Origin of the sequence: Pseudoroseomonas cervicalis, assembly GCF_030818485.1 — a bacterium.
Classification (GTDB): Bacteria; Pseudomonadota; Alphaproteobacteria; order Acetobacterales; family Acetobacteraceae; genus Pseudoroseomonas; species Pseudoroseomonas cervicalis_A.
Map to the genome: position 1 here is coordinate 3,205,325 of NZ_JAUTAJ010000004.1, position 23,409 is coordinate 3,228,733.

22 protein-coding genes and 1 pseudogene are annotated in these 23,409 nt (G+C 72.6%); 12 read left to right on the top strand and 11 right to left on the bottom strand.

Annotated elements, in window-relative coordinates; translation table 11 throughout:
• Positions 1-30: 30 nt before the first annotated feature.
• The 4 genes and pseudogenes from QE401_RS18930 to QE401_RS18945 all read left to right on the top strand — a co-directional run bounded on the left by QE401_RS18930 (position 31) and on the right by QE401_RS18945 (position 3,351).
• Positions 31-756: a gamma-glutamyl-gamma-aminobutyrate hydrolase family protein gene (locus tag QE401_RS18930; protein WP_307139676.1), complete on the top strand. Its 726-nt coding sequence runs from the start codon at positions 31-33 to the stop codon at positions 754-756.
• Positions 753-1,499: pseudogene (locus tag QE401_RS18935) on the top strand (pseudouridine synthase); the annotation flags it as partial. The gene QE401_RS18930 and the pseudogene QE401_RS18935, both read left to right, overlap by 4 nt.
• A 258-nt stretch (positions 1,500-1,757) precedes the next feature.
• The gene (gene rsmD, locus QE401_RS18940) at positions 1,758-2,336 is read left to right on the top strand and encodes a 16S rRNA (guanine(966)-N(2))-methyltransferase RsmD (protein ID WP_307139678.1); all 579 of its coding nucleotides are present in this window, start codon (positions 1,758-1,760) and stop codon (positions 2,334-2,336) included.
• 94 nt (positions 2,337-2,430) lie between these two features.
• Complete coding sequence (locus QE401_RS18945) at positions 2,431-3,351, top strand: manganese catalase family protein (RefSeq protein ID WP_307139679.1); 921 nt, start codon at positions 2,431-2,433, stop codon at positions 3,349-3,351.
• Between the two features lie 82 nt (positions 3,352-3,433).
• Here QE401_RS18945 and QE401_RS18950 read toward each other — a convergent pair whose 3' ends face one another.
• Positions 3,434-4,801: a glycosyltransferase family 4 protein gene (locus QE401_RS18950; RefSeq protein WP_307139680.1), complete on the bottom strand. Its 1,368-nt coding sequence runs from the start codon at positions 4,799-4,801 to the stop codon at positions 3,434-3,436.
• A 118-nt stretch (positions 4,802-4,919) separates the two neighbouring features.
• Between QE401_RS18950 and QE401_RS18955 the strand changes: the two genes are divergently transcribed.
• The 4 genes from QE401_RS18955 to QE401_RS18970 all read left to right on the top strand — a co-directional run bounded on the left by QE401_RS18955 (position 4,920) and on the right by QE401_RS18970 (position 8,962).
• Positions 4,920-7,094 carry a glycosyltransferase family 4 protein gene (locus QE401_RS18955; RefSeq protein ID WP_307139681.1) on the top strand — a complete coding sequence of 725 codons (2,175 nt, stop codon included), beginning with the start codon at positions 4,920-4,922 and terminating at the stop codon, positions 7,092-7,094.
• Complete coding sequence (bluB, locus tag QE401_RS18960; RefSeq protein ID WP_307139682.1) at positions 7,091-7,723, top strand: 5,6-dimethylbenzimidazole synthase; 633 nt, start codon at positions 7,091-7,093, stop codon at positions 7,721-7,723. Before QE401_RS18955 ends, bluB begins: the two co-directional genes overlap by 4 nt.
• A gap of 315 nt (positions 7,724-8,038) precedes the next feature.
• The gene (locus QE401_RS18965; protein ID WP_307139683.1) at positions 8,039-8,374 is read left to right on the top strand and encodes a hypothetical protein; all 336 of its coding nucleotides are present in this window, start codon (positions 8,039-8,041) and stop codon (positions 8,372-8,374) included.
• A 21-nt stretch (positions 8,375-8,395) separates the two neighbouring features.
• On the top strand, positions 8,396-8,962 hold the full coding sequence (locus QE401_RS18970) for a hypothetical protein (RefSeq protein WP_307139684.1): 567 nt from the start codon (positions 8,396-8,398) through the stop codon (positions 8,960-8,962).
• Between the two features lie 60 nt (positions 8,963-9,022).
• Here QE401_RS18970 and QE401_RS18975 read toward each other — a convergent pair whose 3' ends face one another.
• The 5 genes from QE401_RS18975 to QE401_RS18995 are packed head-to-tail and all read right to left on the bottom strand — an operon-like array spanning position 9,023 to position 13,746.
• On the bottom strand, positions 9,023-10,771 hold the full coding sequence (locus tag QE401_RS18975) for a polysaccharide biosynthesis/export family protein (RefSeq protein WP_307139685.1): 1,749 nt from the start codon (positions 10,769-10,771) through the stop codon (positions 9,023-9,025).
• The gene (locus QE401_RS18980) at positions 10,761-11,915 is read right to left on the bottom strand and encodes a KpsE/RkpR family capsule polysaccharide export protein (RefSeq protein ID WP_307139686.1); all 1,155 of its coding nucleotides are present in this window, start codon (positions 11,913-11,915) and stop codon (positions 10,761-10,763) included. Before QE401_RS18980 ends, QE401_RS18975 begins: the two co-directional genes overlap by 11 nt.
• Positions 11,916-11,922: 7 nt before the next feature.
• Positions 11,923-12,570 (bottom strand): ABC transporter ATP-binding protein, encoded by a 648-nt coding sequence (locus QE401_RS18985; RefSeq protein WP_307139687.1) that lies wholly within the window; start codon positions 12,568-12,570, stop codon positions 11,923-11,925.
• 4 nt (positions 12,571-12,574) lie between these two features.
• Entirely contained in the window at positions 12,575-13,369 is a 795-nt protein-coding gene (locus QE401_RS18990; protein ID WP_307139688.1) for an ABC transporter permease, read from the bottom strand.
• Positions 13,369-13,746 (bottom strand): DVU3141 family protein, encoded by a 378-nt coding sequence (locus tag QE401_RS18995; protein ID WP_307139689.1) that lies wholly within the window; start codon positions 13,744-13,746, stop codon positions 13,369-13,371. Before QE401_RS18995 ends, QE401_RS18990 begins: the two co-directional genes overlap by 1 nt.
• 185 nt (positions 13,747-13,931) lie before the next feature.
• On the opposite strand from QE401_RS18995, the gene QE401_RS19000 reads away from it, so the two are divergent.
• Genes QE401_RS19000 through QE401_RS19015 form a run of 4 tightly spaced genes read left to right on the top strand, consistent with a single transcriptional unit; the run spans position 13,932 to position 18,284 of the window.
• Positions 13,932-15,836, top strand: a complete 1,905-nt coding sequence (locus QE401_RS19000; RefSeq protein WP_307139690.1) for a capsular polysaccharide export protein, LipB/KpsS family — start codon at positions 13,932-13,934, stop codon at positions 15,834-15,836.
• Complete coding sequence (locus tag QE401_RS19005; RefSeq protein ID WP_307139691.1) at positions 15,833-16,645, top strand: SDR family NAD(P)-dependent oxidoreductase; 813 nt, start codon at positions 15,833-15,835, stop codon at positions 16,643-16,645. The genes QE401_RS19000 and QE401_RS19005 overlap by 4 nt, the downstream gene beginning before the upstream one ends.
• Positions 16,642-17,142, top strand: a complete 501-nt coding sequence (locus tag QE401_RS19010) for a hypothetical protein (protein ID WP_307139692.1) — start codon at positions 16,642-16,644, stop codon at positions 17,140-17,142. The genes QE401_RS19005 and QE401_RS19010 overlap by 4 nt, the downstream gene beginning before the upstream one ends.
• On the top strand, positions 17,139-18,284 hold the full coding sequence (locus tag QE401_RS19015) for a glycosyltransferase family 61 protein (RefSeq protein ID WP_307139693.1): 1,146 nt from the start codon (positions 17,139-17,141) through the stop codon (positions 18,282-18,284). The genes QE401_RS19010 and QE401_RS19015 overlap by 4 nt, the downstream gene beginning before the upstream one ends.
• A 39-nt stretch (positions 18,285-18,323) precedes the next feature.
• Here the strand turns inward: QE401_RS19015 and QE401_RS19020 are convergent, their stop codons facing one another.
• The 5 genes from QE401_RS19020 to QE401_RS19040 all read right to left on the bottom strand — a co-directional run bounded on the left by QE401_RS19020 (position 18,324) and on the right by QE401_RS19040 (position 23,324).
• Complete coding sequence (locus QE401_RS19020) at positions 18,324-19,505, bottom strand: mandelate racemase/muconate lactonizing enzyme family protein (protein ID WP_307139694.1); 1,182 nt, start codon at positions 19,503-19,505, stop codon at positions 18,324-18,326.
• 195 nt (positions 19,506-19,700) lie between these two features.
• Positions 19,701-20,246: a hypothetical protein gene (locus tag QE401_RS19025; protein ID WP_307139695.1), complete on the bottom strand. Its 546-nt coding sequence runs from the start codon at positions 20,244-20,246 to the stop codon at positions 19,701-19,703.
• 131 nt (positions 20,247-20,377) lie between these two features.
• Positions 20,378-20,584 carry a heavy-metal-associated domain-containing protein gene (locus QE401_RS19030; protein WP_307139696.1) on the bottom strand — a complete coding sequence of 69 codons (207 nt, stop codon included), beginning with the start codon at positions 20,582-20,584 and terminating at the stop codon, positions 20,378-20,380.
• On the bottom strand, positions 20,581-20,970 hold the full coding sequence (gene cueR, locus QE401_RS19035; protein WP_307139697.1) for a Cu(I)-responsive transcriptional regulator: 390 nt from the start codon (positions 20,968-20,970) through the stop codon (positions 20,581-20,583). The genes QE401_RS19030 and cueR overlap by 4 nt, the downstream gene beginning before the upstream one ends.
• On the bottom strand, positions 20,967-23,324 hold the full coding sequence (locus QE401_RS19040) for a heavy metal translocating P-type ATPase (RefSeq protein WP_307139698.1): 2,358 nt from the start codon (positions 23,322-23,324) through the stop codon (positions 20,967-20,969). The genes cueR and QE401_RS19040 overlap by 4 nt, the downstream gene beginning before the upstream one ends.
• Between the last annotated feature and the right edge of the window lie 85 nt (positions 23,325-23,409).

A 23,409-nucleotide genomic window follows, 5' to 3' on the forward strand; every position in this document is an offset into this window, starting at 1 on the left:
TCCTTCCCGGCACGGCGGTAGCACGCGCTGATGCGCACCACCCCCCTGATCGGCCTGACCCTGGATGCGGAGCAGCCGGGCGGCTACTCCAAGCTCCCCTGGTATGCCCTGCGGCAGAACTATTTTGACAGTGTCGCCCGTGCGGGTGGCCTGCCGATCGCCTTGCCGCATCTGGCCGAGCAGGCGGAGCGCTATCTGGACGAGATCGACGGGCTGCTGGTGACGGGCGGTGCCTTCGATGTGGATCCCTCTCTGTATGGCGGTGGGCCGAAGCACGACAGTGTGGTGCTGAAGCAGGGCCGCACGGCCTTCGAGCTGGCGATGGTGCGTGGTGCGCTGGAGCGCGACATGCCGATCCTCGGCATCTGCGGCGGCGAGCAGCTGCTGGCGGTGGTGCTGGGCGGCACGCTGATCCAGCATATCCCGGACAGCGTGCCCGAGGCGCTGGCGCATGAGCAGCCCAATCCGCGCACCGAGCCGGGGCATGAGGTGGCGCTGACGGAGGGCACGCTGCTCTCGCGCATCGTCGGCGCGCCGCGCATGGCGGTGAATTCGGCGCATCACCAGGCGGTGGCGCGGCCCGGGCCGGGCTCGGTGGTCAATGCCGTGGCGCCGGACGGGGTGATCGAGGGCATCGAATCCACCGCGCATCGCTTCGCGCTGGGGGTGCAGTGGCACCCGGAATATGCGGTGGATTCCAGGGACCAGAGCATCCTCGACGCCTTTGTCGCCGCCTGCCGGGAGCGCCGGGCATGAGCGAGGAGCAGGATGGCCCGAAGGGCGAGCGCATCGCCAAATGGCTGGCGCGCGCCGGCATCGCCAGCCGCCGCGACGCGGAGAAGCTGATCGCCGAGGGGCAGGTGGCGGTGAATGGCCGCGTGCTGGACGGGCCGGCCAATTTCGTCCAGCCGGGCGACAGCGTCACCGTCTCCGGCAAGAAGGTGGGGGAGCCGGAGCGCACGCGGCTGTTCCGCTACCACAAGCCGCCGGGCCTGGTGACCACGCACAAGGACCCGGAAGGCCGCCGCACCGTGTTCGAGGAGCTGCCCGCCGGCCTGCCGCGGCTGGTCTCGGTCGGGCGGCTCGACCTCAATTCCGAGGGGCTGCTGCTGCTGACCAATGATGGCGCGCTCAGCCGCAAGCTGGAGCTGCCGGACAATCAGTGGATCCGCCGCTACCGCGCCCGCGTGCATGGCCGGGTGGATGAGCGCGCTTTGGCCGCCCTGGCGAATGGCGTGACGGTGGAGGGCGTGGCCTATGGCCCGATCCAGGCCGGGCTCGATTCCCGCCAGGGCACCAATGCCTGGCTGACCGTCTCGCTGAGCGAGGGCAAGAATCGCGAGGTGCGGCGCGTGCTGCAGCATCTGGGGCTGACGGTGACGCGGCTGATCCGCATCGCCTATGGCCCCTTCGCGCTCGCCGACCTGCCGCGCGGCGCGGTGGAGGAGATCAACGCCAAGGTGCTGCGCGAGCAGTTGGGGCTGGACGCGCCGCCGCGCATCAAGCGCGGCGTGGTGCTGGCCGCCGAGGCGCGCGCCGCGCGCGAGGCCGCCGCCGCCAGCGGGGCCGAGGGCGCTGCCGCCAAGCCGGAGGCGGTGCAGCGCAGCCGCCCGGCCCGCCCGCCGCGCGCCCGCAACGCCACCGAGAAGCTGCGCCGCCCCTGGGGCGCCGTGGCGCAGGGGCCGGATGCCGACCAGCCGGAAGGCCCCGGCCGCCGCGGCGCGCGCAAGCCGCGCCAGGGCTGAGGCCGGGCCGCGATGCGCATCATCGCCGGGCGGCAGCGCGGGCGGCAGCTGCAGGCGCCGCCGGGCGCCGCCACCCGCCCCACCGCCGACCGGGTGCGGCAGGCGCTGTTCGACATGCTGTGGCACGCCCCCTGGGCGGGGCGCGAGCGCATCGAGGATGCCCTGGTGCTGGACGCTTTCGCCGGCACCGGCGCGCTGGGGCTGGAGGCGCTGTCGCGCGGCGCCGCCCATGCCACCTTCATCGAGCAGGACCGGGTGGCGCTGGCCATCCTGCGCGCCAATATCGCCGCCTGCCGGGCGGAGGATGCGGTGCGGGTGATCGGCGGCGACGCGACGCGGCCGCCGCGCGCCACGCGGCCCTGCGGGCTGGTCTTCCTCGACCCGCCCTATGGCAGGGAGCTGGTGCCGAAGGCGGTGGCGGCGCTCGGCGCCGCCGGCTGGATCGCCCCCGACGCGCTGCTGGTGGCCGAGACGGGGCGCGAGGAAGCGCTGGATTTGCCGGGCTTCGAGACGATGGCGCTGCGCGAGCATGGCGCGGCGGCGCTGCATTGCTTCCGTGGCGTGGGCGGAACGATAGACACGCCAGGGTGATGCCGGCGCGGCCGGGATCGGCGGGAAACCGCCGAACCTCGCCGCCCTGGCCCGGTTGCCTCTGCTGCACCCCCAGCAGAAGGGAACCGCCTGCATGTTCATGCGGATCGACCGCCTTCAGGCCGAGCTGCCCGCGCCCAAGCGCGCCGACCCCAACGCCGCCGCCGCCCTGCAGGAGCTGCTGGGCGGCAAGTATGGCGAGATGTCGACGCTCGGGAACTACATGTTCCAGAGCTTCAATTTCCGCAGCAAGAGCAAGCTGCGCCCCTTCTACAGCCTGGTCGCCAGCATCACCGCCGAGGAACTGGGCCATGTCGAGCTGGTCTCCAACGGCGTCGCCATGCTGGCGAACGGCCCCGACCAGGGGCTGGACACGCAGGATGGCGGCGACATCTCGGGCGCGCCCTTCGAGGCGATGAAGGATATCCGCAGCGCGGCCTCCTTCTTCTCGGCCAATGGCGGCGCCCTGCCGGTGAACAGCAATTCCATGTCCTGGAATGCGGATTTCGTTACCACCACCGGCAATGTGGTGTTCGACCTGCTGCACAATTTCCACCTGGAATGCGGCGCGCGGCTGCACAAGCTGCGGGTCTATGAGAGCCTGACCGACCCCACGGGGCGCGAGGTCTGCGGCTATCTGCTGGTGCGCGGCTCGGTCCACGCCCATGCCTATGCGCTGGCGCTGAAGAAGATCACCGGCGTGGCCATCGAGAAGATGCTGCCGGTGCCGAACATCCCGCTCGGCAACATCCCCGAATGCCAGAAATACCTGCAGGAGGGTTCGCACCGCCGGCTCTACCGCTTCAGCCCGGAGGATTATTCCGAGATGGCCGGCATCTGGGAGGGCGAGCAGGCCCTGCCCGGCGACCCGCCCGGCGAGCTGGAGGTGGTGGACGGCCTGCCCGAGGGCGGCAAGATCCACCAGCTGGAGGGTGTGCCCTCCGCCTTCAGCCCGGATTACGCGCCGGAGGAGATGCTGGAGATCGCGACGAAGCTGTACAAGGCTTCGCGCTGATCCCCTGCCGCAGGGCAGGCCGAAAAAGAGAGGGCCGGGGAGCGATCCCCGGCCCTGCCTCGTTTCACGGGAAACGCTGGCCTCACTCGGCGGCCAGCGCCGGCTCCTCGGTGGGGGCGGGGCGGGAGAGGTCGACGCCCATGCGGGCATAGACCTCGGCCAGGCGGCGCTCATAGGCCTCCTGGCTAAACAGGGCCGCGCGCTTCGGCCCGGCTTCCGACAGCCAGCCGCGCAGATCGGCATCGGTGTCGAGGGCGCGGATCGCCTCGGTCAGCGCGCGCACATCGTACGGATCGACGGTGATGGCGGAATCGCCCACCACCTCGGGCAGGGAGGAGGTGTTGGACGTCAGCACCGGGGTGCCGAGCTTCATCGCCTCCAGCGCCGGCAGGCCGAAACCCTCATAGAGCGAGGGGAAGATCGCCGCCTTGGCGCCGCGCACCAGCGAGACCAGCAGCCGGAAGGGCGCGTAATCCAGCAGGATGATGCGGCGCTTGGTGCGCAGGATGCTGCCCTCCTGCACCTGGTAGCGGATATGGTCGTCGAAGAGCAGCTTCAGCTCCTCCTCGCTCTTCCAGGCCTTCTTGCCCACCAGCACCAGCGGCAAATCGGTGCCGGAGGAGAGATAGGCCTCGATCATGCGGCCGACATTCTTCTTCGGCTCGATGGCGCCGAAGAACAGGAAGTACTTCTTCCACTCCAGCCCGAAGCTGCCGCGGATCTCGTCATGCGCCTCGTCCACCGGCTTGTCGGTGAATTTCCGCGGCAGGTCGACGGCCTGGTAGGTGTTCGTCACCTTCTCCGGGTCGGCGCCGAGCAGGTTGATGATGTCCTGCCGCGACGCCTCGGAGACGGTGATGATGTGGTCGGCCTTGCGCACGATCTGCCGGTTCATCCGGAAGTAGCGGCGCTTGTTGTCGAGCGTGGTGTAGGGCAGGCGCAGCGGCACCAGGTCGTGCAGGCAGTAGACGTTCTTGGCCCCCGGCACGCGCATCGGCAGCGGGTAGGTCCAGTGCATGATCTGCGGCGGGCGCGGCATGCGCACCGTCAGCTGGGTGCCGTAGAGCTTGAAGGCGTTGTGCGCCAGGTTGAAGCCGTTCTCGACATTCCACAGATGGTCGAAATGCGGCAGCCGGTTCTCGAAGGTGGTCGAGACGACATTGCCGGTGATCGGCACCTGGCTGGCATATTCGCCAAAGGGCGAGAGCAGCAGCCGCCGCGTGCCGCGCAGCCAGCGCAGCAGCGGCGCGGCGTCGCCCACCCGGTTGTCGAAGAAGGCGATCTCGCGGATCAGCTGGTTCCGGCTGGGGCTTGCCCTGGTGCCGTAGAGCACGCCGACCTCGGCGCCCAGCGCCCCCAGGCGGAAGCTCAGGTTGCGCGCATAGGTGGCCACCCCCGTGCCCTGGTCGAGCGCGAGGTTGTATCCGTCGATGTAGATTCGGGACCGCATGGACCGCAGCCTAGCGGAGCGGAGGCGCCGAGCGAAGCACACTTCCGCGCAAGCACCCCTTGACCTGGGCGTGGCCAGAGCGGCGTTAGAGGGCAGCGAGCGCAGGAGAGCGGCAGGCATGGATGAGCGCCAGGCGGAGGAGCGGCAGGACGGGGCCGGGCAGGACCAGGCCGAGGCGCTGCGCGCGAAGGCCGACCGGCTGCGCGACCAGCAGCGCTGGCAGGACGCCGCTGCCGCCTATGGCGAATTCCTCCGCCTGCAGCCCGAGGATGCGGGCATGCGCGTGCAGCAGGGCCATTGCCTGAAGGAGGCGGGCGACCTCGCCGGCGCGCTGGCCCTGTACCGCCAGGCCGCGGCCCAGCGCCCGCGCGATGCCGATATCCCGCTGCAGATCGGCCATGCCGAGAAGCTGCGCGGCCAGCGCGCCGCGGCGCGCGAGGCCTATGCGCAGGCCGCCCTGCTGGCCCCCGAGGCCCCCGGGAACGACGACCCCTGGCGTGAATGGTCCGCGCTGGCCCGCGAGATGCCGGGCCTGCCGGCGCCCCTCGCCGGCGGCGTGGTGCTGGACCTCACCGACCTCGCCTGCTGGGTGCGCGGCGGGCGGCGCGCGCCGTCCGGCATCCAGCGCGTGCAGCTCGACCTGACGCGCGCCGCCCTGGCCCGCGACACGGCGCCGCGCCTCTGCGCCATGCCGCGCGCCGGCGGCCCCTGGCGCGAACTGCCGGCGCCGCTCTTCCTGCGCCTCGACCGGCTGATGACCACCGGCGCCGATCCTGAAGACGCGGATTGGCGCGACACCGTCGCGCTCCTGGAAGAAGTCCTGGCGGCGCCGCCGGCGCTGCGCTTCGCCCCCGGCGCCGTGCTGGCGACGCTGGGCGGCAGCTGGAGCCTGCCCGACCACCTGGCCTGCCTGCGCGCCGCGCGGCAGCGCGACGGGCTGCGCCATGTGCCGCTGCTGCATGACTGCATTCCGCTGCTGCTGCCGGAATACTGCACCGAGGGCACCAGCCGCGACTATGCGCGCTGGTTCGCCAACCTGCCGCTGCACGCCGATGGGGTGATCGCCGTCTCCCGCTCCACCGAGCAGGACATGCAGCGCCTGCTGCGCGAGAGCCTGCCGGAGCTGCCGATCCCGGCCAGCGCCGTGCTGCGGCTGGATGCGGCGCCGCGCGCGCCGTCCGGCCCCGTGCCGCCGCACCGGCTGCTGCGCGACGGCCAGCCCTTCGTGCTCTTCGTCTCCACCATCGAGGGGCGCAAGAACCACCTGATGGCCTTCAATGCCTGGCTGGCGCTGCTGCGCCGGCTGGGCAGCGCCGCGGTGCCGCGCCTGGTCTGCGTCGGCCGCCCCGGCTGGCGGGCCGAGGCGGCGCTCGGCCTGCTGGAGGCCTCGCCCGAGCTGCGCGGCAAGGTGCAGATCCTCTCCGACGTGCCGGACCCGCTGCTGGCCGCGCTCTACGGCGCCTGCCTCTTCACCCTCTACAACAGCCATCATGAGGGCTGGGGCCTGCCGGTGACCGAGAGCCTGGCCGCCGGCAAGCTGGCCGTGGTGCCGCGCCATTCCTCCCTGGTCGAGGCCGGGGAGGGCGGTGCCGTCTTCTTCGAGCCGGGCAGCGAGCCGGCCCTCGTCGACACGCTGGCGAAGCTGCTCACCGACCCCGGCCATCGCCGGGCGGCCGAGGCCGCCATCCGCCGCCCCGGCCGCGACTGGGCCGCCGTGGCCGACCGCTTCCTGGCCGAGGCCGCGCGCCTGGCCGCGACCGCCCCGCCGCGCCCGCTTCCGCCTTTGGCGCCCGGCCTGCCGCACCGCCTGGCCCGGCTCGACGCGCGGCGCCCGGCGCTGTCCATGGCGCTGGCCGAATCGCTGCGCGAGGGTGAGGGCTGGCACCCGCTCGAACGCTGGGGCTGCTGGACCCGCCCCGGCCTCGCCGCGCTGCGCCTGCCCGAGGCGCTGCCCGAGGCGGCGCTGCGCCTGGAGCTCGGCCTGCGCGGCGCGCCGGAGGCGGAGCAGGCGGTGGAGATCGCCATCACCCGTGGCGGCAGGCTGCTGGCCGACCCCCTCACGCTCACCCTGCCGGCCGGCGCCGAGCAGGCCGTGGCGCTGGAGGTGCCGGCCGCCGCCGGCCCGCTGCGCATCGAGCTGCTCTGCCGCGCCCCGGCCGAGGCGGAGGGGCGCGCCATCGGCATCGGCGTCACCCAGCTCGGCTATGCCGAGGCCGGTGCCATCGGCCAGCGGCTGGACCTGCTGGAGGCGCAGCATTTCCGCCGCGCCCGCAATGTGCTGGCCGGGGCATGACAGCGCCGGATTTCGACGCCCCCTTCCGCGCCCGCTTCGAGGATCTGCTGCGCTGGCGCCGCGATGTGCGGCATTTCCGCCCCGATCCGCTGCCGCGCGCCACGCTGGACCGGCTGCTGGACCTGGCCGACCTCGCCCCCTCGGTCGGGCTGAGCCAGCCCTGGCGCTTCGTCATCGTGGACGACCCCGCGCGCCGGGGCGCGGTGCGGCAGAGCTTCCTGCGCGCCAATGAAGCCGCCCTGGCCGGCCAGCCCGCCGAGCGCGCCACCCTCTATGCCCGGCTGAAGCTGGAGGGGCTGGACCAAGCGCCCTGCCAGCTCGCCTTGTTCAGCCTGCCCGACCCGGCGCAGGGCCATGGCCTCGGCCGCGCCACCATGGCGCTGACCCTCGACTATTCCGCGGTGATGGCGCTGCACACGCTGTGGCTGGCCGCCCGCGCCGAGGGCATCGGCCTGGGCTGGGTCTCCATCCTGGAGCCGGAGGTCGTCACCGCCGCGCTCGACGTGCCGGCGGGCTGGCGGCTGATCGGCTATTTCTGCCTGGGCTACCCGGCAAGCGACGAGGCCGAGCCCGAGCTGCAGCGCGAAGGCTGGGAAACCCGCCGCCCCACCCCCCGCCTTTCCCGTTGATTTCTCGGGCTGCCGCCGTCGGGTGGGGCGGTGGGACGCGTTCCTTTGCCGCCATGGCCCTGTGGCGCCGGAAGCTTGTCGGGCGCGTAGCGTCCGCCCGCCTGCCCGATGGCGTGACGCGAACTCGCTCGGCGGCCCCAATAGAGGGCCGCGACCGAGGCGGAGCAGGACAGGCATAGGCGCAGGTTGAGCGACAGAGGCCCAGCAGAAGACCGCGGAGATTCCGGCGGGCGCCGCTAGCGGCCTGTAGTCCCCTTTGAAGGCGAAACGAAAACGGCGATGCTCCTCGCACGGTAGGGGGCGGGCGGACGCAAGATGGACACAGCCAAAGTCCTGATAGGCCTGGTCACGCTTCTTGCCCTGACCGGAGGCTTTGCCATTCTGTGGTCACGCCAGCGCATGTCGACGGCCAGCACCTCCCTCCGTGACAGCCCGGCTGCACCAGCAACGGCCTCTCCCAGTCAATGCTGGCATTGCCTCAAGGACAGTTTGAGCATTCCTGCGGAAATCCTCTACCGCACCGCCGGCCCCGGGACTCATGAGTGGCACGACATTGAAGTGCGCGAACTCTGGGGAGAGCCAGGCAAGGGCACCACTTGGCTGATGGTGCGCGAGATTGCTTACGCAGAGGCCGGTAGGGACGCTCTGTAGCGCATCCCCCTCGGGAGAATCATGGTGCTGAAGGACCCGGAGACGCGGCTGGAAGGGCGTGACGTTCCGGCCGTGGCACGCTGGCTTCGCCTTCGTGCCGGTGGGTTGAATGACAGGGACTTCGCGGAACTCGCCGAGTTTGAAGCCACGCGCGCAGCCATTATCGCCGATAGAGGCATCACCTTCCGCCGCAGCTTGAGGCCGCCTGTCTCCGTCGTGGTGGAGTGTGAGATCGAGGGGCAGGTCGCCGTGCACGACGTGAAGATTGCCTATATCCACACCTGGGGTGGACGACCCATAGCCTTCTCGGGACGCGCAGCGCGCAGGAGGATGGAAGGCAAGCGGACCTGGACAGGTTCGCGCACCTTTGGCCTGCCCCCCGGCCGGCCGGATGCCCAACCGTCACATTACATCATCCAGGCGCTGCGGCCGGGCGAGGGTGCAGCGGCTGTGGAAGACCCGGCTGCATGGCTGATGGAGCAGGCGATGCCCAAGTCTCGGCACGGTCGTCCGAGGGGGCGTGCTGGCGCGGAGGCAGGCGGCAAGCCTGCCAAGGGCGAGGAGGGCGGCAGCATCCCCAACCCCTGAGCCGCCCACGAAAAAGGGCGCCCGAAGGCGCCCTTCTCCCGGACCGAAAAAAGACCGGCGTCAGTTGGTGAAGACGCGGGCCGACAGCGCCGATTGGTAGATCAGCTGCAGCAGGTCGCGGGCGATCTGGAAGCTCTTCGCATCCAGGCGCGGCAGCGCGATCAGCTCGTCGCCCGGGCGCGGGCCCTCGCGCGGCTCCAGGATCAGCTGGCCGCTCGGCCGGCGGATCATGATGTTGCTGCTGTCGCCACGCTGGGTGAAGCCGCCGGCGGCCTTGGCGTAATCCTCGATCGTCATGTCGGGGCGCCACACCACGGCCATCGGGCTCACCACCTCGCCGCCCACCAGCACCGTGTCGGAGCGCTCGGGGATCACGATGGTGTCGCCATCCTCCATACGCACCCGCGTGCAGCGGCCGGAATCATCGACCACCACCAGCCGCCCCTCGGGCTGGATGCGCCGGCCGCGGGCGATGTAGCTCGCCACCAGCTGCGCCTCGCTGGCGCGGATCTCGGCGACGCCCGTGGTGGTGGAGGTGGAGGTGAAGAGCTGCCGCTCCAGCCGGTCCAGCGCCTCGTTGATCGAGCGCCGCTGCTGCGAGGCCAGGCGCTGCCGCAGGATGTAGACCGAGCTGGTATCGGCCAGCGCCGGATCCACCGCGATATGGTCCAGCACCTGGCACAGATTGATGTCGCGATCCGCCACCAGCACCGAGGGGCCGAGCCGGCTGCCCTCGACGAAGACCCGCACGGTCGGCGCCGGGGCGTCGGTGATGAAGGTCACCACATCCTGGTCCAGCAGCGCGGTGCGGCGCAGCTCCGCCACATCGACATAGCGCGACCAGGGCTGGCCGTTGCGGGTGCCGCGGATCACCGCATTGGTCGCCGCCGGCAGCGGCGCCGACAGCTCCATCAGCTCCGCCCCGGTCATCGCGCGGCCGGCCACCTCGAACAGGTAGTTGTTGCGGATGGCGCCATCGGCCGAGACGGTGGAGCCCTGCTTGCCGACCACGATGGTGTCGCCATCCTGCAGCGTCAGCCCGGGCAGCCGGCCCTGCAGCAGGAAGGGGTAGAGGTCGAGCCGGAGCACCGGCCGGCCGCCGCGCTGCACGACGATGTCGCGATAGGAGCCGCGCACCGGATCGACGCCGCCGCCGCGCAGCAGGAAGTCCAGCACCGTGTCGGAGCCGGAGCCGGTATGCCGCCCCGGCAGCTTCACGAAGCCCGTGACATAGACGCCGATCTGGCTGGCCGAGAGCAGCACGGCATAGACATTGACCTGCTGCGTGTAGATGCGCCGCAGCTCCGTCTCCACCGTGCGCTGCAGGTCGCCGGCGCGCACGCCCGCCAGGCGCAGCGGCCCGACCGAGGGGAGGAACAGATTGCCATCGGGGTCGATGGCGCCCATCACCTCGGCTTCCACGCCGCCCCAGACGCGGACCGAGACGCGGTCGCCCACGCCCAGCCGGTAGTTCGGGTTGCTGGATTCCGAGGGGCTCGGCGCGCCGCGCGCGAACAGCGCGGCGCCGAAGACGGTGCGGCTGGGGCCGGGGGCGCGGCGCGGCTCGGCCAGCGGGCCTTCCACCGTGGCGCCCGCCTCGGCCTCCGTCGCCGTGCCGGCGCGGTTGACGATGCTGCTGTCGGGCAGCAGCTGCGGCACCGTGGTGGCATTGCCGCCGCCGCCGCCACCCTGGGCCATGCCGCCGAGCGAGGGGGCCGAGAGCGGGCTCTGCGCCCGGGCCGGGTTGCCGGCCGGCACCGCCGCCAGCAGCGCCAGCGCGGTGGCCAGGATCGCTCGGCTAGAAAGCATGTTCACGCATCCCCGAAACCATCATCCAGCCGATGCCGTACAGCACCGACAGCACCAGGAACATACTGAGCAGGATCAGCGCCGCCCGTGGATACAGCGCGATCTCCGCCAGGGTCGGCTGCACCACCCGGGTGACGAAAAGCTGCTGGCGCTGCGCATTGACCCGCGCCTGCTCCAGCGAGGCGGTGGCCGAGGCCAGCTGCTTGTCGGCGAATTCGCGCTCCAGCGCCAGCCGCTCATAGGAGGCGATCAGCAGCGGCAGCGATTCATTGCCCATGGTCAGGCGCTGCCGGTGCTCGCGGATCTCGCGCTCGAGCGAGCTGATGCGGTTGCGCAGCAGCTGGATCTGCGGATTGTCCGGGCGCAGATAGGCCTGCTTCTCCTGCAGCTCGGCCCGCGTCGTGGTCAGCAGGCCTTCCAGCGCGCCCATGCCCTCCAGCCCGATCTGCGCGCTGCGCGCCGGGTCCACCGCGCGCTCGCGCTGGCGCCAGGCGGTGACCGCGGCCTGGCTGTCCAGCACCCGCTGCTCGGCCCGCTCCAGCTCGGTCCGCGCCACCCGCAGCGCTTCCTCGCGCGAGCGCTCGGAGAGCTTGTTCACGAAGGCCTCGGACAGCGACAGCTGCTCCTCGACGACACGCTGCGAATCCTCCGGCCGGAAGGCGCGGGCACGGACCGTCAGGATGCCGGAGGTGGAGTCGATCGTGATGGTGTTCATGAAGTTGTGGTAGAATTGCAGCATCTCGGTCGAGGGCTGGCCCGACCATAGCGCCGCCAGACCGTCCGCCTCGGGGCGGCGATAGATGTCGATCAGCCCGATATTGCGCACCATGGCCTGCAGCGCGTCATGCGACTGCAGATAGTCGCGCACCGCCAGCGCATCCTGCGAGGTGGCGGAGAAGCCGGCGCTGCTCATCAGGTCGCCGAGCCCGCCCAGGCTGCGCTGCTCCTGCCCGCCGCGCACCACGAAGCGCGCCTCCGACATGTACTGCCCGGCGGCGAAGCCGTAGAGGTAGAGGCCGGTCAGCAGCGTCGGCAGCACCACCAGCAGCAGGTAGAAGCGGCGGCGCCAGAGGAAACCCCGGCGCTTCGGCGGCGGCTCGCGGGCGGGAAGGGCGGCGACGGGGCGGCTGGCCGCACCGGTCATGCCGGGGTCAGAGACCCTGGTAGGCGGCGATAGCTTCATCGACGTCCTCATAGAATTCCAGCATGCCGTTCCGCAGGATCGCGGCCGTGTCGCAGTAGCTTTTCACATGCAGAGGGTTGTGGGAGACCAGCAGGATGCCGGCGGTGGAGCGGCGCATGTCGAAGACCTGCCGGCACTTCTCGGCGAAGCGGGCATCGCCGGTGGAGAGCGCCTCATCCACCAGGTAGCAGTCGAAATCGACGGCGAAGGACAGGCCCATCAGCAGGCGCGACATCATGCCCGAGGAATAGGTGCGCACCGGCTCGTGGTAGTAGGGGCCGAGCTCGGCGAAGTCCTCGACGAACTCCACCGTGCGGGCCACCGGCGTGCCATAGAGGCGCGCGATGAAGCGGGCATTGGCGGCGCCGGACATGCTGGACTGGATGCCGAAGCTCTTGCCGATCGGCCAGGACATGCGCATCGTGCAGCGCACCCTGCCGCGGGTCGGCCGCTCCACCCCGCCCAGGATGCGCAGCAGGGTCGATTTGCCGGCGCCGTTGCGGCCGAGGATGCCGACATGCTCGCCCTGGCGGATGCGCGCATAGGCGCCCCGCAGCACCTCCTTGGGGCCGTTGCGCGTCTCGAACACCTTCCAGACATTCTGGAATTCGAGCATGGCGCTACTCCATCAATGTCAGGCGGGAACGCGCCGCGCGCAGCGCCGCCATGCCCAGCACGTTCAGCCCGATGATCCAGCAGAGCACATAGGGGATGTCGTAATAGGGCTGGACGCGGTCGCCGAACATCGCCCAGCGGTTCATCTCATGGACGCTGACCAGCGGGTTCCACAGCAGCAGTTCGCGCGCCTCGGTGGGCAGGCTGCTCAGCATGTAGAAGGTCGCCGAGATCGGCATCATCAGGTAGGTCATCGGGTGGGTGAAGCGGTCCAGCCCGTCGATGAAGACCTGCAGCCCGGCCAGCAGCATCGACAGGCCATGCGCCAGCAGCGCGCTGAGCATCAGGCCAAAATAGAACAGCGCCGGCTCATGCGGCCATTCGTCGAAGATCAGCACCGCGGCGATCATGAACAGCGTGATGATCATGCTGCACACCGCCGCCTCCATCACGTTGCGGGCGATGGCGATGTCGAGCAGCGTGATGTTGCGGTGGTAGAGCAGCGACATGTTCGCCTCGATCACGTTGGCGCCGCGATTGACGATCGAGCGGAACATGACGAAGGGCGTGTAGCCCATGGCGTAGAACAGGAAGACGGGCAGCCCGTTGCCGAGCCCGTGCCCGCTGACCGCGTGCAGGGTGGAAATGGCGATGGCCAGCATCATCGGCTCGCCGATCAGCCAGACATAGCCGATGCGGCTGGTGCCGAAGCGGGTCAGCAGCTCGCGCATGAACAGCGCGCCGATGACGCGGAACTGCGTCGCCACCAGCCCGCTGGGTTCGCGACGCGGGATGTCCATCACGGCCGGGCGACCGCCCCGCCGCGCAGCAGCGGCCGTGCCGCCTCCCAGCCCGCCGGGCCCTGGCAGTACAGCGCCGGGCGGCCGCCGGTGACGCCGCCGCCACCGATCGACAGCTCGCGGCATTCGCGGCCGCTGCCGGCATTGTAGGCGCGCACCACCCGCACCGGCACCGGGGCCAGCCCGGCCTCCGGCGAGACGACGCCCTGCTGGCCCGGCTGCGCCGAGGCCACGAAGGCGCTGAGCGGATCGGCCGGCCGCGGCGGCGGGGCCTCCACCTGGGCCGGCGGGATCTCGCGCGGGCCGGACAGGCTCGACATCGCGCCCGACAGGCTGCTGCAGCCGGCCAGGGCCAGCCCCGACAGGGCCAGCAGCAATGCCGGAACAGGCCGGGCGCCGCGCGGCGCGCAGGCCGGTCCGCGGAAAACCCAGCGCTTGGACTTCCCGCTCACGCAGGCTTGTATGCGGTCATGCATGCGCGAAATCTACCGCACCGCAAGGCGACTGGCAAAACTCACCTTCGTAACCATGCTCACGCCTTATTGAGGATGTCCCCCGTATTTTGGCGCAACTTTCCTCCTCCGCGACCATCGCCTTTCCCGCCGCGGCCAGCCCGGCGGAGGCCGCGCATCTGGCGGCCTTCTGGCCGGAGCACCGGCTGGCCGACGCGGCCGGGGCCGCCCTGCTGGCGCTGCCCCAGGGCGTGGTGCCGCCGCCGCGGCTGACGGGGCGGGTGCTGCGCTACGCCCCGGGGCCGCTGCGCAGCCCGGTCTTCGCCGGGCGCAGCCGCGCCGTGGCGCTGCTGCCGCTGGAGGAATTGCCGCCGCTGCTGGCCGATGCGCCGCTGGCGCCGCCGCCGCAGGCCGATGCCGCCGCCCTGGCCCGCGCCGCCGCCGCCGCCGCCTTCGCCGCCGAGGCCCGAATCGGCGGCGAGCCGGCGCTGCCCGATCCCGGCGCCGCCCAGCTGCGCCTGCCGCTGCGCGGCGCGGTGCTGGTGCTCGACCCCTGCCGCCCGGGGCGGGAGGCGGCGGCGCGCGCCGCGCTCTCCGCCGCCCGCAACGCCGCCGGGGGGCGGCCGCTGCTGCTGGCGCGCGACCCGGCGGCCCCCGCCACCAGCGCGCCGCTGCTCTCCGGCGAGCCCGGGCTGCGCCAGCTGCGCGCCCGCCTCTCGCCCTGGACGCTGCTGGAGCTGGCCGAGGACCTCTATGGCGCGACGCCGGAGATGGCGCTGCTGGCCGCCGCCGCCGGGGTGCGGGTGGCCGGCCGGCTGCTGGACCCGGCACCGGGCTGGGCGGCGCTGATCGCGGCGACGCGCTGCGCCGACCCCTTCCTCTCCCGCCCCGGCCGCTTCGAGGATGCGCTGCGCCAGCTGGCCGACTGGTCGCGGGCGCAGCAGGAGAACCGGCGCGTCGCCATCTGCCTCGGCATGGCCTTCTGGAAGCGCCGGCGCATCGCCGCGCTCTTCGCCCATGCCGGCGGCGCGCCCGGCTTCACCCGCAGCGCCGACCACGCCATCGCCGAGGCGAAGCGGCGCAATGGCGCCGTCGCCGTCTGGGCCGGCGCCATGCCGCCCGGCTTCCGCGAGGCCTGCGGCCGCGTCGGCGTGAAGCTGCTGACGGTGGAGGATGGTTTCGTCCGCTCCCGCGGGCTCGGCGCGCGCTTCCTGCCCGGCGCCGCCTATGCGGTGGATTCCCACGGCATCTATTACGATCCGGCGCGGCCGAGCGGGCTGGAGCGCATCCTGGCCGAATCCGACTTCCCGCCCGAATTGCTGGAACGCGCCGCCGCGCTGCGCCAGGCGATCGTGGCGCGCGGGGTGACCAAGTACAATCTGGCGGGCAGCGCGCCGCGCCTCGACACGCCGCCCGGGCGGGAATGCCTGCTGGTGCCGGGGCAGGTGGAGGATGACGCCTCGGTGCGGCTGGGCGGCGCCGGGCTGGGCGGCAATCTGGCGCTGCTGCGCGCGGTGCGCGACGCCAACCCCGGCGCCTGGATCGTCTACAAGCCGCACCCGGATCTCGAGGCCGGCTTCCGCAAGGGCCGCCTGCCGCCCGAGGCGCTGGACGGCCTGGCCGATCAGGTGGTGACCGGCGCGCCGCTGACCGCGCTGTTCCCGCAGATCGACGCGCTGCACACCCTGACCTCGCTCTCCGGCTTCGAGGCGCTGCTGCGGGGCGTGAAGGTGGTCACCTGGGGCCAGCCCTTCTATGCCGGCTGGGGGCTGACCGAGGACCGGGCGCCGCCGCCCCGGCGCGGCCGGGCGCTGAGCCTGGACGCGCTGGTGGCCGGCGCGCTGATCCTGTTCCCGCGCCAGGTCGACCCGCTGACCGAGCTGCCCTGCCCGCCGGAGCTGGTGCTGGAGCGGCTGCAGCGGCCGGAGCTGTGGAAGATTTCTCCGCTCACCCTGCATCGCGGGGTGGAGGGCTGGCTGCGCGGGTTGCTGGCGCGCCGTAGGGGGCTGCGGTGAGCCGCTTCCGCTCGGCCATCATCACCGGCGCCTCGCGCGGGCTGGGCGCGGCGATGGCGCGGCGCCTGGCCGCGCCCGGCGTGACGCTCGGCCTGATCGGGCGCGACGCGGCGGCGCTGGCGGCGGTCGCCGAGGCTTGCGCCGCGCGCGGCGCGCAGCCCCGCATCGCGCGGGTCGATGTGCGCGACGCGGCGGCGATGGAACGCCAGCTGCTCGCCTGGGACGCCGAAAGCCCCACCGACCTGCTGCTGGCCAATGCCGGCATCGCGCTCGGCACCCGCCCCGGCGGCGGGCGGGAAGGGGTGGCGGCGCTGCGCGCGCAGCTCGAGGTGAACATGCTGGGGGCGGCGCATCTGGTGGAGCCGCTGCTGCCGGCGATGCTGGCGCGGGGCCAGGGCAGCATCGGGCTGGTCTGCTCGCTCTCCTCCTTCCGCGGCCTGCCGGACAGCCCGGGCTATTGCGCCAGCAAGGCGGCGCTGTGGAGCTATGGCGAGGCGCTGCGGGCGGAGACGGCGCCGAAGGGGCTGCGCGTCACCCTGGTGGCGCCGGGCTTCTTCGACAGCGCCATGGGGGCGCGCTGGGTCGGCGCCCGGCCCTTCTCGATGAGCGCCGACGCGGCCGCCGCGCGGCTGGCGCGGGCGCTGGATCGAGGTGCGGCGCGGCTGGCCTTCCCCTGGCCGCTGGCCCTGGCGCTGCGGCTCTCGCCGCTGGCGCCGTCGCGCTGGGTGGATGCGGTGGTGCGGCGCATGGAATTCCAGATCCGGGACCAGGGGCAGGGGGCGCCGCCCGAGGCAGAACATCGGCCATGAAGTTACAGGAATTCGTCGCCGGCATGGCGCTGGAGGGCGGCGCGCTGCGCCTGCCCGCCCCGGCTTTCGACGCCTATTTCTCTCGGATTTTTCCCGAGGCGCTGCGCGCCGATCCGCCGCGCTACGCCTTCGCCGCCACCGCCCATGCGGCGCTGATGAGCCTGACCCGGCATCTGGTGCTGGAAGGCTTGGTGCTGCATGCCCCCGCGCCCGGCAGCGAGGCGCTGGCGGCGGCGCGCCGGGGCACCCGCGATACGCTGCTGCATCTCGCCCCCGGCGAGCCGGCGCCGGAGGGCCGCGTGCTGCGCGCCCTGCTGGCCGAGCAGGCGGCGCCGCTCGCCGACCCCGCCTGGCCGCCGCTCGACCGCCCGCCGCCCACCGATCCGCATGGCGTGGTGCTGGTGGCGCTGCTGCGCGGGGATGAGGCCGTGCCCGCCCCCTGGACCGGGGCGCAGCGGCACGACTTCCCCGGCTTCGCCCTGCTGGTGCGCGCATGATGCTGCCCCCTGCCTGCGCCCTGGCCGGGCTGCATGAATTGCCGCCGCTGGAGGATCTGCCGGCGCTGCTGGCGGCGCCGCGCGGCCGGCTGGACCTGGCGCCGCCGGTGGCGCCGCCCTGGCAGCCCTTCGCCACCTTCCGCCAGGGCAGCGCCCCCATGGCGCTGGGCCGCATGCCGCAGCGCTTCGGCAATGCGCTGCGCCTCGGCGTCTATACCGATGCGGTGATCCTGGGCGGCGGCGCGGTGGTGGACAGCGCCGAGGGGCGCATGGTGGTGGAAAGCTTCGCCAGCGCCTCGGATTCCGGGCTGGCGGTGCCGCAGCGCCTGGAGGGCGCGCTGTCTCTGCTGAGCCTGCGGCTGGAAAACGGAAAGATCCATCCGCGCCGCCCCTGGCGCCGCCCGGCCCGCCGCATCGCCGGCCCGCTGCTGCACCTGACCTACCGGCCCGACCTCAACTACACGCATTTCATGCTGGAGGTGCTGCCGCGCCTCCATCACTGGCTGCTCTTCCCCGAGCCGCGGCCGCGCCTGCTGGTCTCCGAACATGTGGCGGCGCGCCTGGCGCCGCTGCTGGCGCTGTATGGCGTGCGCCCGGACCAGCTGGTGCCGGTGGGCGGGCCCGGCGCGCCGCCGGTGGTGGCGGAGCGGCTCTATCTCGGCTCGGCGCCGCTGTGGAAGCATGAGGCGCCGCTGCAGGCGCTGCGCGGCGCGGCGGATCGTTTCCCGGACGGCAAGCGGCGCATCCGCATCCAGCGGCGCGACGCCAAGCTGTGGTTCCGCAACCTGCTGAACGAGGCAGAGGTGGCGGCGCTGCTGGACGGCCTCGGCTTCGAGAGCGTGGCGCTGGAGGATTTTTCCCTGTCCGAGCAGGTGGCGCTGTTCCGCAGCGCCGATTGCGTGGCGGGGGTCTATGGCGGCGGGCTGTTCAACACGCTGTTCTGCCGCGCGGGCACGCGGGTGCTGAGCCTGACCTCGCCCGACTACCACCGCTTCGTGCTGGATTCCCTGCCGCCGCCTTTGGCGCTGCGCGGGGCGACGGTGGTGGGCGAATCCTTCACCATGAAGCTGGACACCAACAACAGCCCCTTCGTGGTGGATATGGAGGCGGTGCGCGCCGCCTGCGCCGCGCTGGCGCTGTAGCGACGGCCGGGGCCGGCGGGGCCCGCCCCGGCCGGCCCGTCAGAGCAGCGTCTTCAGCACGGCATACAGCGCCGATTTGCGCTCAAAGCCGATGCCCGGGCTGTCGGGCAGGCGGATGCGGCTGTCCTCGACCGGCGTGTCATCGGCGAAGCCGCCAAAGGGCGCGAAGACCTCCGGATAGCTCTCATTGCCGCCAAGGCCCAAGCCCACCGCGATGTTCAGTGCGAACTGATGCCCGCCATGCGGCACGCAGCGGCGCGGCGACCAGCCATGCTGGCCCAGCATCTCCAGCGTGCGCAGATACTCGACCAGGCCGTAGGAGAGGGCGGGATCGAATTGCAGGATGTCGCGATCCGGCCGCAGCCCGCCATGGCGGATCAGGTTGCGGGCATCCTGCATCGAGAAGAGGTTCTCGCCGGTGGCGATGGGGCCCGCATAATGCTCGGCGAGCGTCGCATGGGTGGCGTAGTCCAGCGGGTCCAGCGGCTCCTCATACCAGCGCAGCCGGTAGGGGGAGAGGGCGGCGCCATAGGCCAGCGCGGCATGCAGGCCGAAGCGGCCATTGACGTCGACGCAAAGCCGCGACCCGTCGCCGCCCAGCAGCTTCAGCACCGCCTCGATGCGCGCCACATCCTCCTTCAGCGCGTCCTTCAGCGGTGTGCCGGGGGCGCCGCCGATCTTCATCTTCACCACCGAATAGCCCATGCCGAGATAGCGGCGCATCTCCTCGACCAGCCCCTCCACCCCCTTGCCGGGGTAGTAATAGCCGCCGGCGGCGTAGATCCAGGCGCTCTCATCCGCCTGGCCCTGGCGGTAGCGGGTGGCCAGCAGCTTCCACAGCGGCACGCCTTCCAGCTTCGCCGCCGCGTCCCACAGCGCCATGTCCAGCACGCCGACCGCGACCGAGCGCTCGCCATGCCCGCCGGGCTTCTCATTGCGCATCATCGCGGCCCAGGCGCCGGCCGGGTCGAGCGTGCCCTCGGTCGTGGAGAGCAGGGCCTCCGGCGCCTCCAGCAGGCGCGGGATGAAGCGTTCGCGCAGCAGGCCGGGCTGGGCGTAGCGGCCATTGGAGTTGAAGCCGAAGCCGGTGGCGCTGCGGCCCTGCCCATCCTCCACCGTGACGGCGACGATGCTCGCCGTCATCTTGGAGAAATCGATATAGGCGTTGGCGATGTCGCTGCTGATCGGCGCGACGCCGTCGCGGATGGCGGTGATGCGCATCGGTCAGGCGGCGCGCAGCGGGATGGTGGTCGGCATGGGCGTGGGTTCCTCCGTCGGCTTGGCGCCACGATAGCGCGCAAGCAGGGGAGGGGAAGTCCAGGGGGAAGACCCGGCTTGAGGGGGCTTTGCCCCCTCAAACTCCCCCCTTCCTGTCCCTTGGGCAGGGGACGGGGTCCCCTGCACCCGCCTTCTGTGTCAGCCCTCCGGATGCTCCGACAGCCGGGCGAAGGGGCCGTAGAGGTCGCAGAGATCCTCGGTGAGGCTCAGCTTGCGGTAGCGCAGCGGCGAATGCGGCTCGTTCGGCTGCACCGCCAGCAGCTGGCGGCCATTCTTGTCCAGGAAGAGGCGGTGCGCATAGGCCTCCCCCTTGTGGATGACATAGACATTGCGCGCCTCGGTCGCCGCCTGGCCGAGATCATCCAGCGCCCAGCGGCGCCAGGTGACGGCCCAGCCCTCCCGCGTGCGGCTGAGCAGGCGCGGATCGGTATCGGCATGGCGGGTGAAGAAATCCCGGTGCTGCTCGACCAGCGCAGCCAGATCGTCGCGCAGCCGCGCCTGGATCGGCGTCAGCAGCGGTGGCGGCGGCGGCACCAGATGCAGATCGTGCCCGCCATAGCCGGTGAAGCGGGCGCGGTTGAAATCGGCCAGCGCCGAGGGGGCGCGGCTGCCGCCCACGAGCTTCCCGCCCACCCCCGGCAGGTTGCTGCCCGGCGATGCGGAACTCCTCCAGGACTGGCTCATGCTGCACCCCGCCTCTCTGCCACGGGGCCGCGCCCCGCCCATGCGCCTTTGTCGCAGGCGCGGGTGAAGAAAGGCTGAAGCGCGAGGGGGTGGCGGGCGCCGCCGGGCCCGCCGCCCCCCCCGGAAGACAATCAGGCGGGCTCGACCGTGTAGCCTTCCCCGGTGATGGCGGCGGCGACGCGCTCGCGCGGCAGGCTTGTGGCGGCGCGCACCGTGCCGCTGGGCAGGTCGACCGACACCTCGGCCGCGGGGTCCTGGGCGCGGATCGCCTCGGTGACGGCGCGCACGCAATGGCCGCAATCCATGCCGCGCACAGTCAGGGTCAGGGTTTCGCTCATGGCAGTTTCTCCAGCTCGTCAAGGATGGGGCAGTCGGGGCGGGCATCGCCCTGGCAATGCGCCGCCAGGTGGCGCAGCGAGCGGGCCATGGCCTGCATGGCCTCGGCCTTGGCTTCCAGCGCCGCGACATGGTCGAGGGCGATGCGCCGTACATCGGCGCTGGCGCGCTGCCGGTCGCGCCACAGCGCCAGCAGGCGGCGCACATCCTCCAGCGGGAAGGCCAGCGCGCGGGCATGGCGGATGAAGCGCAGCACCGCCAGATCGGCCTCGGCATAGTCGCGATAGCCATTGGACAGGCGCAGCGGGGCCAGCAGCCCCTCCGCCTCGTAATGCCGGATCATCTTGGCCGAGAGGCCGGAGCGGCGCGCCGCCTCGCCGATATTCATGGCGTGGCCCTCCAGCGCGCCAGCAGCAGCGCATTGCCCAGCACCGCGACCGAGGAGAAGGCCATCGCCGCCCCCGCCAGCGCCGGGGAGAGCAGGCCGAACGCCGCCAGCGGAATGCCCAGCGTGTTGAAGCCGAAGGCCCAGGCCAGATTCTGCCGGATTTTTGTCAGTGTGGCGCGGGTGATGGAGAGGGTGGCGGGCACCAGCGCCGGGTCGGGGCGCAGCAGCACCACCGGCGCGGCGGCGATCGCCACATCCGTGCCGCTGCCCATGGCGATGCCGAGATCGGCGGTGGCGAGCGCCGCCGCGTCATTCACCCCGTCGCCCACCATGGCGACACGCTTTCCCTCCGCCTTCCAGGCGGCGATGCGCGCCGCCTTCTGCTCCGGCAGCACGCCGGCGGCGATCTCGGTGAGGCCGAGCGCGCCGCCCACGGCGCGTGCCGCTGCTTCCGAATCGCCGGACAGCATGGCGGTGGCGATGCCCTGGTCGCGCAGGCGCCGGACGGCCTCGGCGGCGCCCTGGCGCGGCGCATCCTCGAAGGCCAGCAGCGCCAGCGGGCGGGGCGGGGTGGTGCCGATCAGCCAGGAGAGGGTGCGGCCCTGCGCCGCCTCGGCCGCCTCGGCCGCGGCCAGCGCGCCGGGCTCGGCCCCGGCCTCGCGCAGCAGGCGGGCGCTGCCCAGGCGCAGCACCTCCCCCTGCACGCGGCCTTCCACGCCACGGCCGGGCAGGGCGCGGAACGCCTCGACGGGGGCCGAGGGGGTGCTGCCGGCCGCATCCAGCACGGCGCGGGCCAGCGGGTGCTCGCTGCCGGATTGCAGCGCGGCGGCGCAGGCCAGGGCCTGGTCGGGGGCCACGCCCCCGGCCGGGTGCAAAGCGGCCAGGCGCGGGCGGCCCTCGGTCAGCGTGCCGGTCTTGTCGAAGGCGACCAAGGTGATGTGCCCGGCCTGCTCCAGCGCGGCCGCGTCGCGGATCAGGATGCCGGCGCGCGCCGCCGCCCCGGTGCCGGCCATGATGGCGGCGGGGGTCGCGAGGCCGAGCGCGCAGGGGCAGGCGATGACCAGCACCGCCACCGCGTGCAGGATGGCCTCCGACACCGCCGCGCCGGCGGCGAGCCAGCCCAGCAGCGTCAGCAGCGCGATCGCCACCACGGCGGGCACGAAGACGGCGCTGACCCGGTCCACCAGCTTCTGCACCGGCGCGCGGCTGGCCTGGGCCGCCTGCACCAGCGCGGCCACCTGGGCCAGGCGGGTCTCGCCGCCCACCGCCGTGGCGCGCAGCACCAGCCTTCCGTCGAGGGCGATGGTGCCGGTGGCCACCGCATCGCCCGGGCCCTTCTCCACCGCGCGGCTCTCGCCGGTCAGGGCGCTCTCATCGACGCCGGCGGCGCCCTCCTCGACCAGCCCGTCGGCCGGGATGCGCTCGCCGGGGCGCACCGCGATGCGGTCGCCGGGGCGCAGCAGGGCGGCGGGCACCTCCTGCTCCTGGCCCGCCGCGTCCAGCCGCCGGGCGGTGCTGGGGCGCAGCGCCAGCAGGGCGGCGATGGCGGCGCCGGTGGCGCGCCGCGCCCGCCCCTCCAGATGCCGGCCCAGCAACACGAAGGCGATCACCACCGCCGAGGCCTCGAAATACAGATGCTCCTGCCCCTGCAGCAGCATCACCAGCGACAGGCCATAGGCGGCGCTGGTGCCGATGGCGACCAGCAGATCCATATTGCCGGTGCGGGCCCGCAGCGCCGACCAGCCGGCGCGGTAGAAGCGCGCCCCCAGCCAGACTTGCAGCGGCGCGGCGAGCAGCGCCTGCAGCCAGCCCGGCGGCATCCAGTGCCGGCCGAACGCCATGCCCAGCATGCCGATCAGGAAGGGCGCGGTCAGGGCGAAGGCCAGCGCCAGCTCCAGCCGCTCCCGACGCTGCGCTGTGGCATGGGCGGCTTCCTCCGCCGCCTCATCCGCCTCGGCGCTGGTGGCGTGGTAGCCGGCGCGCTCCACCGCATCCGCCAGCAGGGCGGGGTCCAGCCCGGCCAGCACGCGCAGATGCGCCCGCTCGCTGGCCAGGTTGACGCGGGCCTCCAGCACGCCCGGCACGCGGGCGAGGGCGCGCTCCACCCGCCCGGCGCAGCTGGCGCAGGTCATGCCGCCAATGCCGAGCTCCAGCACCGTGGCGCCCACGCCATAGCCGGCCTTTTCCAGGGCTTCGGCCAGCGCCTGGGGCGGGGCGTCGCCCTCCACCTCGGCGCGCTCGCTGGCCAGATTCACCCGGGCGGCGGCGACGCCCGGCACGCGCGCCAGGGCGCGCTCGACCCGGCCCGCGCAATTGGCGCAGCTCATGCCGGTGATGGGGAGGGAAATGCTCATGCCTCCCCAGATGAGGCTTCCCATAATTGGAAGGTCAAGGGGCGGGATCCGGCCATGCGGACAGGGCATTGAAGAAGCGCCGCGC

What these genes read in the sequence shown, in the direction of transcription:
- QE401_RS18990 (WP_307139688.1), bottom strand. Translation starts at nt 13,369, where the DNA reads ATGGACATCCCGCGTCGCGAACCCAGCGGGCTGGTGGCGACGCAGTTC.
- bluB (WP_307139682.1), top strand. Translation starts at nt 7,091, where the DNA reads ATGACAGCGCCGGATTTCGACGCCCCCTTCCGCGCCCGCTTCGAGGAT.
- QE401_RS19020 (WP_307139694.1), bottom strand. Translation starts at nt 19,505, where the DNA reads ATGCGCATCACCGCCATCCGCGACGGCGTCGCGCCGATCAGCAGCGAC.
- QE401_RS18980 (WP_307139686.1), bottom strand. Translation starts at nt 11,915, where the DNA reads ATGACCGGTGCGGCCAGCCGCCCCGTCGCCGCCCTTCCCGCCCGCGAG.
- QE401_RS18970 (WP_307139684.1), top strand. Translation starts at nt 8,396, where the DNA reads ATGGTGCTGAAGGACCCGGAGACGCGGCTGGAAGGGCGTGACGTTCCG.
- QE401_RS18985 (WP_307139687.1), bottom strand. Translation starts at nt 12,570, where the DNA reads ATGCTCGAATTCCAGAATGTCTGGAAGGTGTTCGAGACGCGCAACGGC.
- QE401_RS18950 (WP_307139680.1), bottom strand. Translation starts at nt 4,801, where the DNA reads ATGCGGTCCCGAATCTACATCGACGGATACAACCTCGCGCTCGACCAG.
- QE401_RS18930 (WP_307139676.1), top strand. Translation starts at nt 31, where the DNA reads ATGCGCACCACCCCCCTGATCGGCCTGACCCTGGATGCGGAGCAGCCG.
- rsmD (WP_307139678.1), top strand. Translation starts at nt 1,758, where the DNA reads ATGCGCATCATCGCCGGGCGGCAGCGCGGGCGGCAGCTGCAGGCGCCG.
- QE401_RS18975 (WP_307139685.1), bottom strand. Translation starts at nt 10,771, where the DNA reads ATGCTTTCTAGCCGAGCGATCCTGGCCACCGCGCTGGCGCTGCTGGCG.
- QE401_RS19010 (WP_307139692.1), top strand. Translation starts at nt 16,642, where the DNA reads ATGAAGTTACAGGAATTCGTCGCCGGCATGGCGCTGGAGGGCGGCGCG.
- QE401_RS19015 (WP_307139693.1), top strand. Translation starts at nt 17,139, where the DNA reads ATGATGCTGCCCCCTGCCTGCGCCCTGGCCGGGCTGCATGAATTGCCG.
- QE401_RS19030 (WP_307139696.1), bottom strand. Translation starts at nt 20,584, where the DNA reads ATGAGCGAAACCCTGACCCTGACTGTGCGCGGCATGGATTGCGGCCAT.
- QE401_RS18945 (WP_307139679.1), top strand. Translation starts at nt 2,431, where the DNA reads ATGTTCATGCGGATCGACCGCCTTCAGGCCGAGCTGCCCGCGCCCAAG.
- QE401_RS18955 (WP_307139681.1), top strand. Translation starts at nt 4,920, where the DNA reads ATGGATGAGCGCCAGGCGGAGGAGCGGCAGGACGGGGCCGGGCAGGAC.
- QE401_RS19025 (WP_307139695.1), bottom strand. Translation starts at nt 20,246, where the DNA reads ATGAGCCAGTCCTGGAGGAGTTCCGCATCGCCGGGCAGCAACCTGCCG.
- QE401_RS18965 (WP_307139683.1), top strand. Translation starts at nt 8,039, where the DNA reads ATGGACACAGCCAAAGTCCTGATAGGCCTGGTCACGCTTCTTGCCCTG.
- cueR (WP_307139697.1), bottom strand. Translation starts at nt 20,970, where the DNA reads ATGAATATCGGCGAGGCGGCGCGCCGCTCCGGCCTCTCGGCCAAGATG.
- QE401_RS19040 (WP_307139698.1), bottom strand. Translation starts at nt 23,324, where the DNA reads ATGAGCATTTCCCTCCCCATCACCGGCATGAGCTGCGCCAATTGCGCG.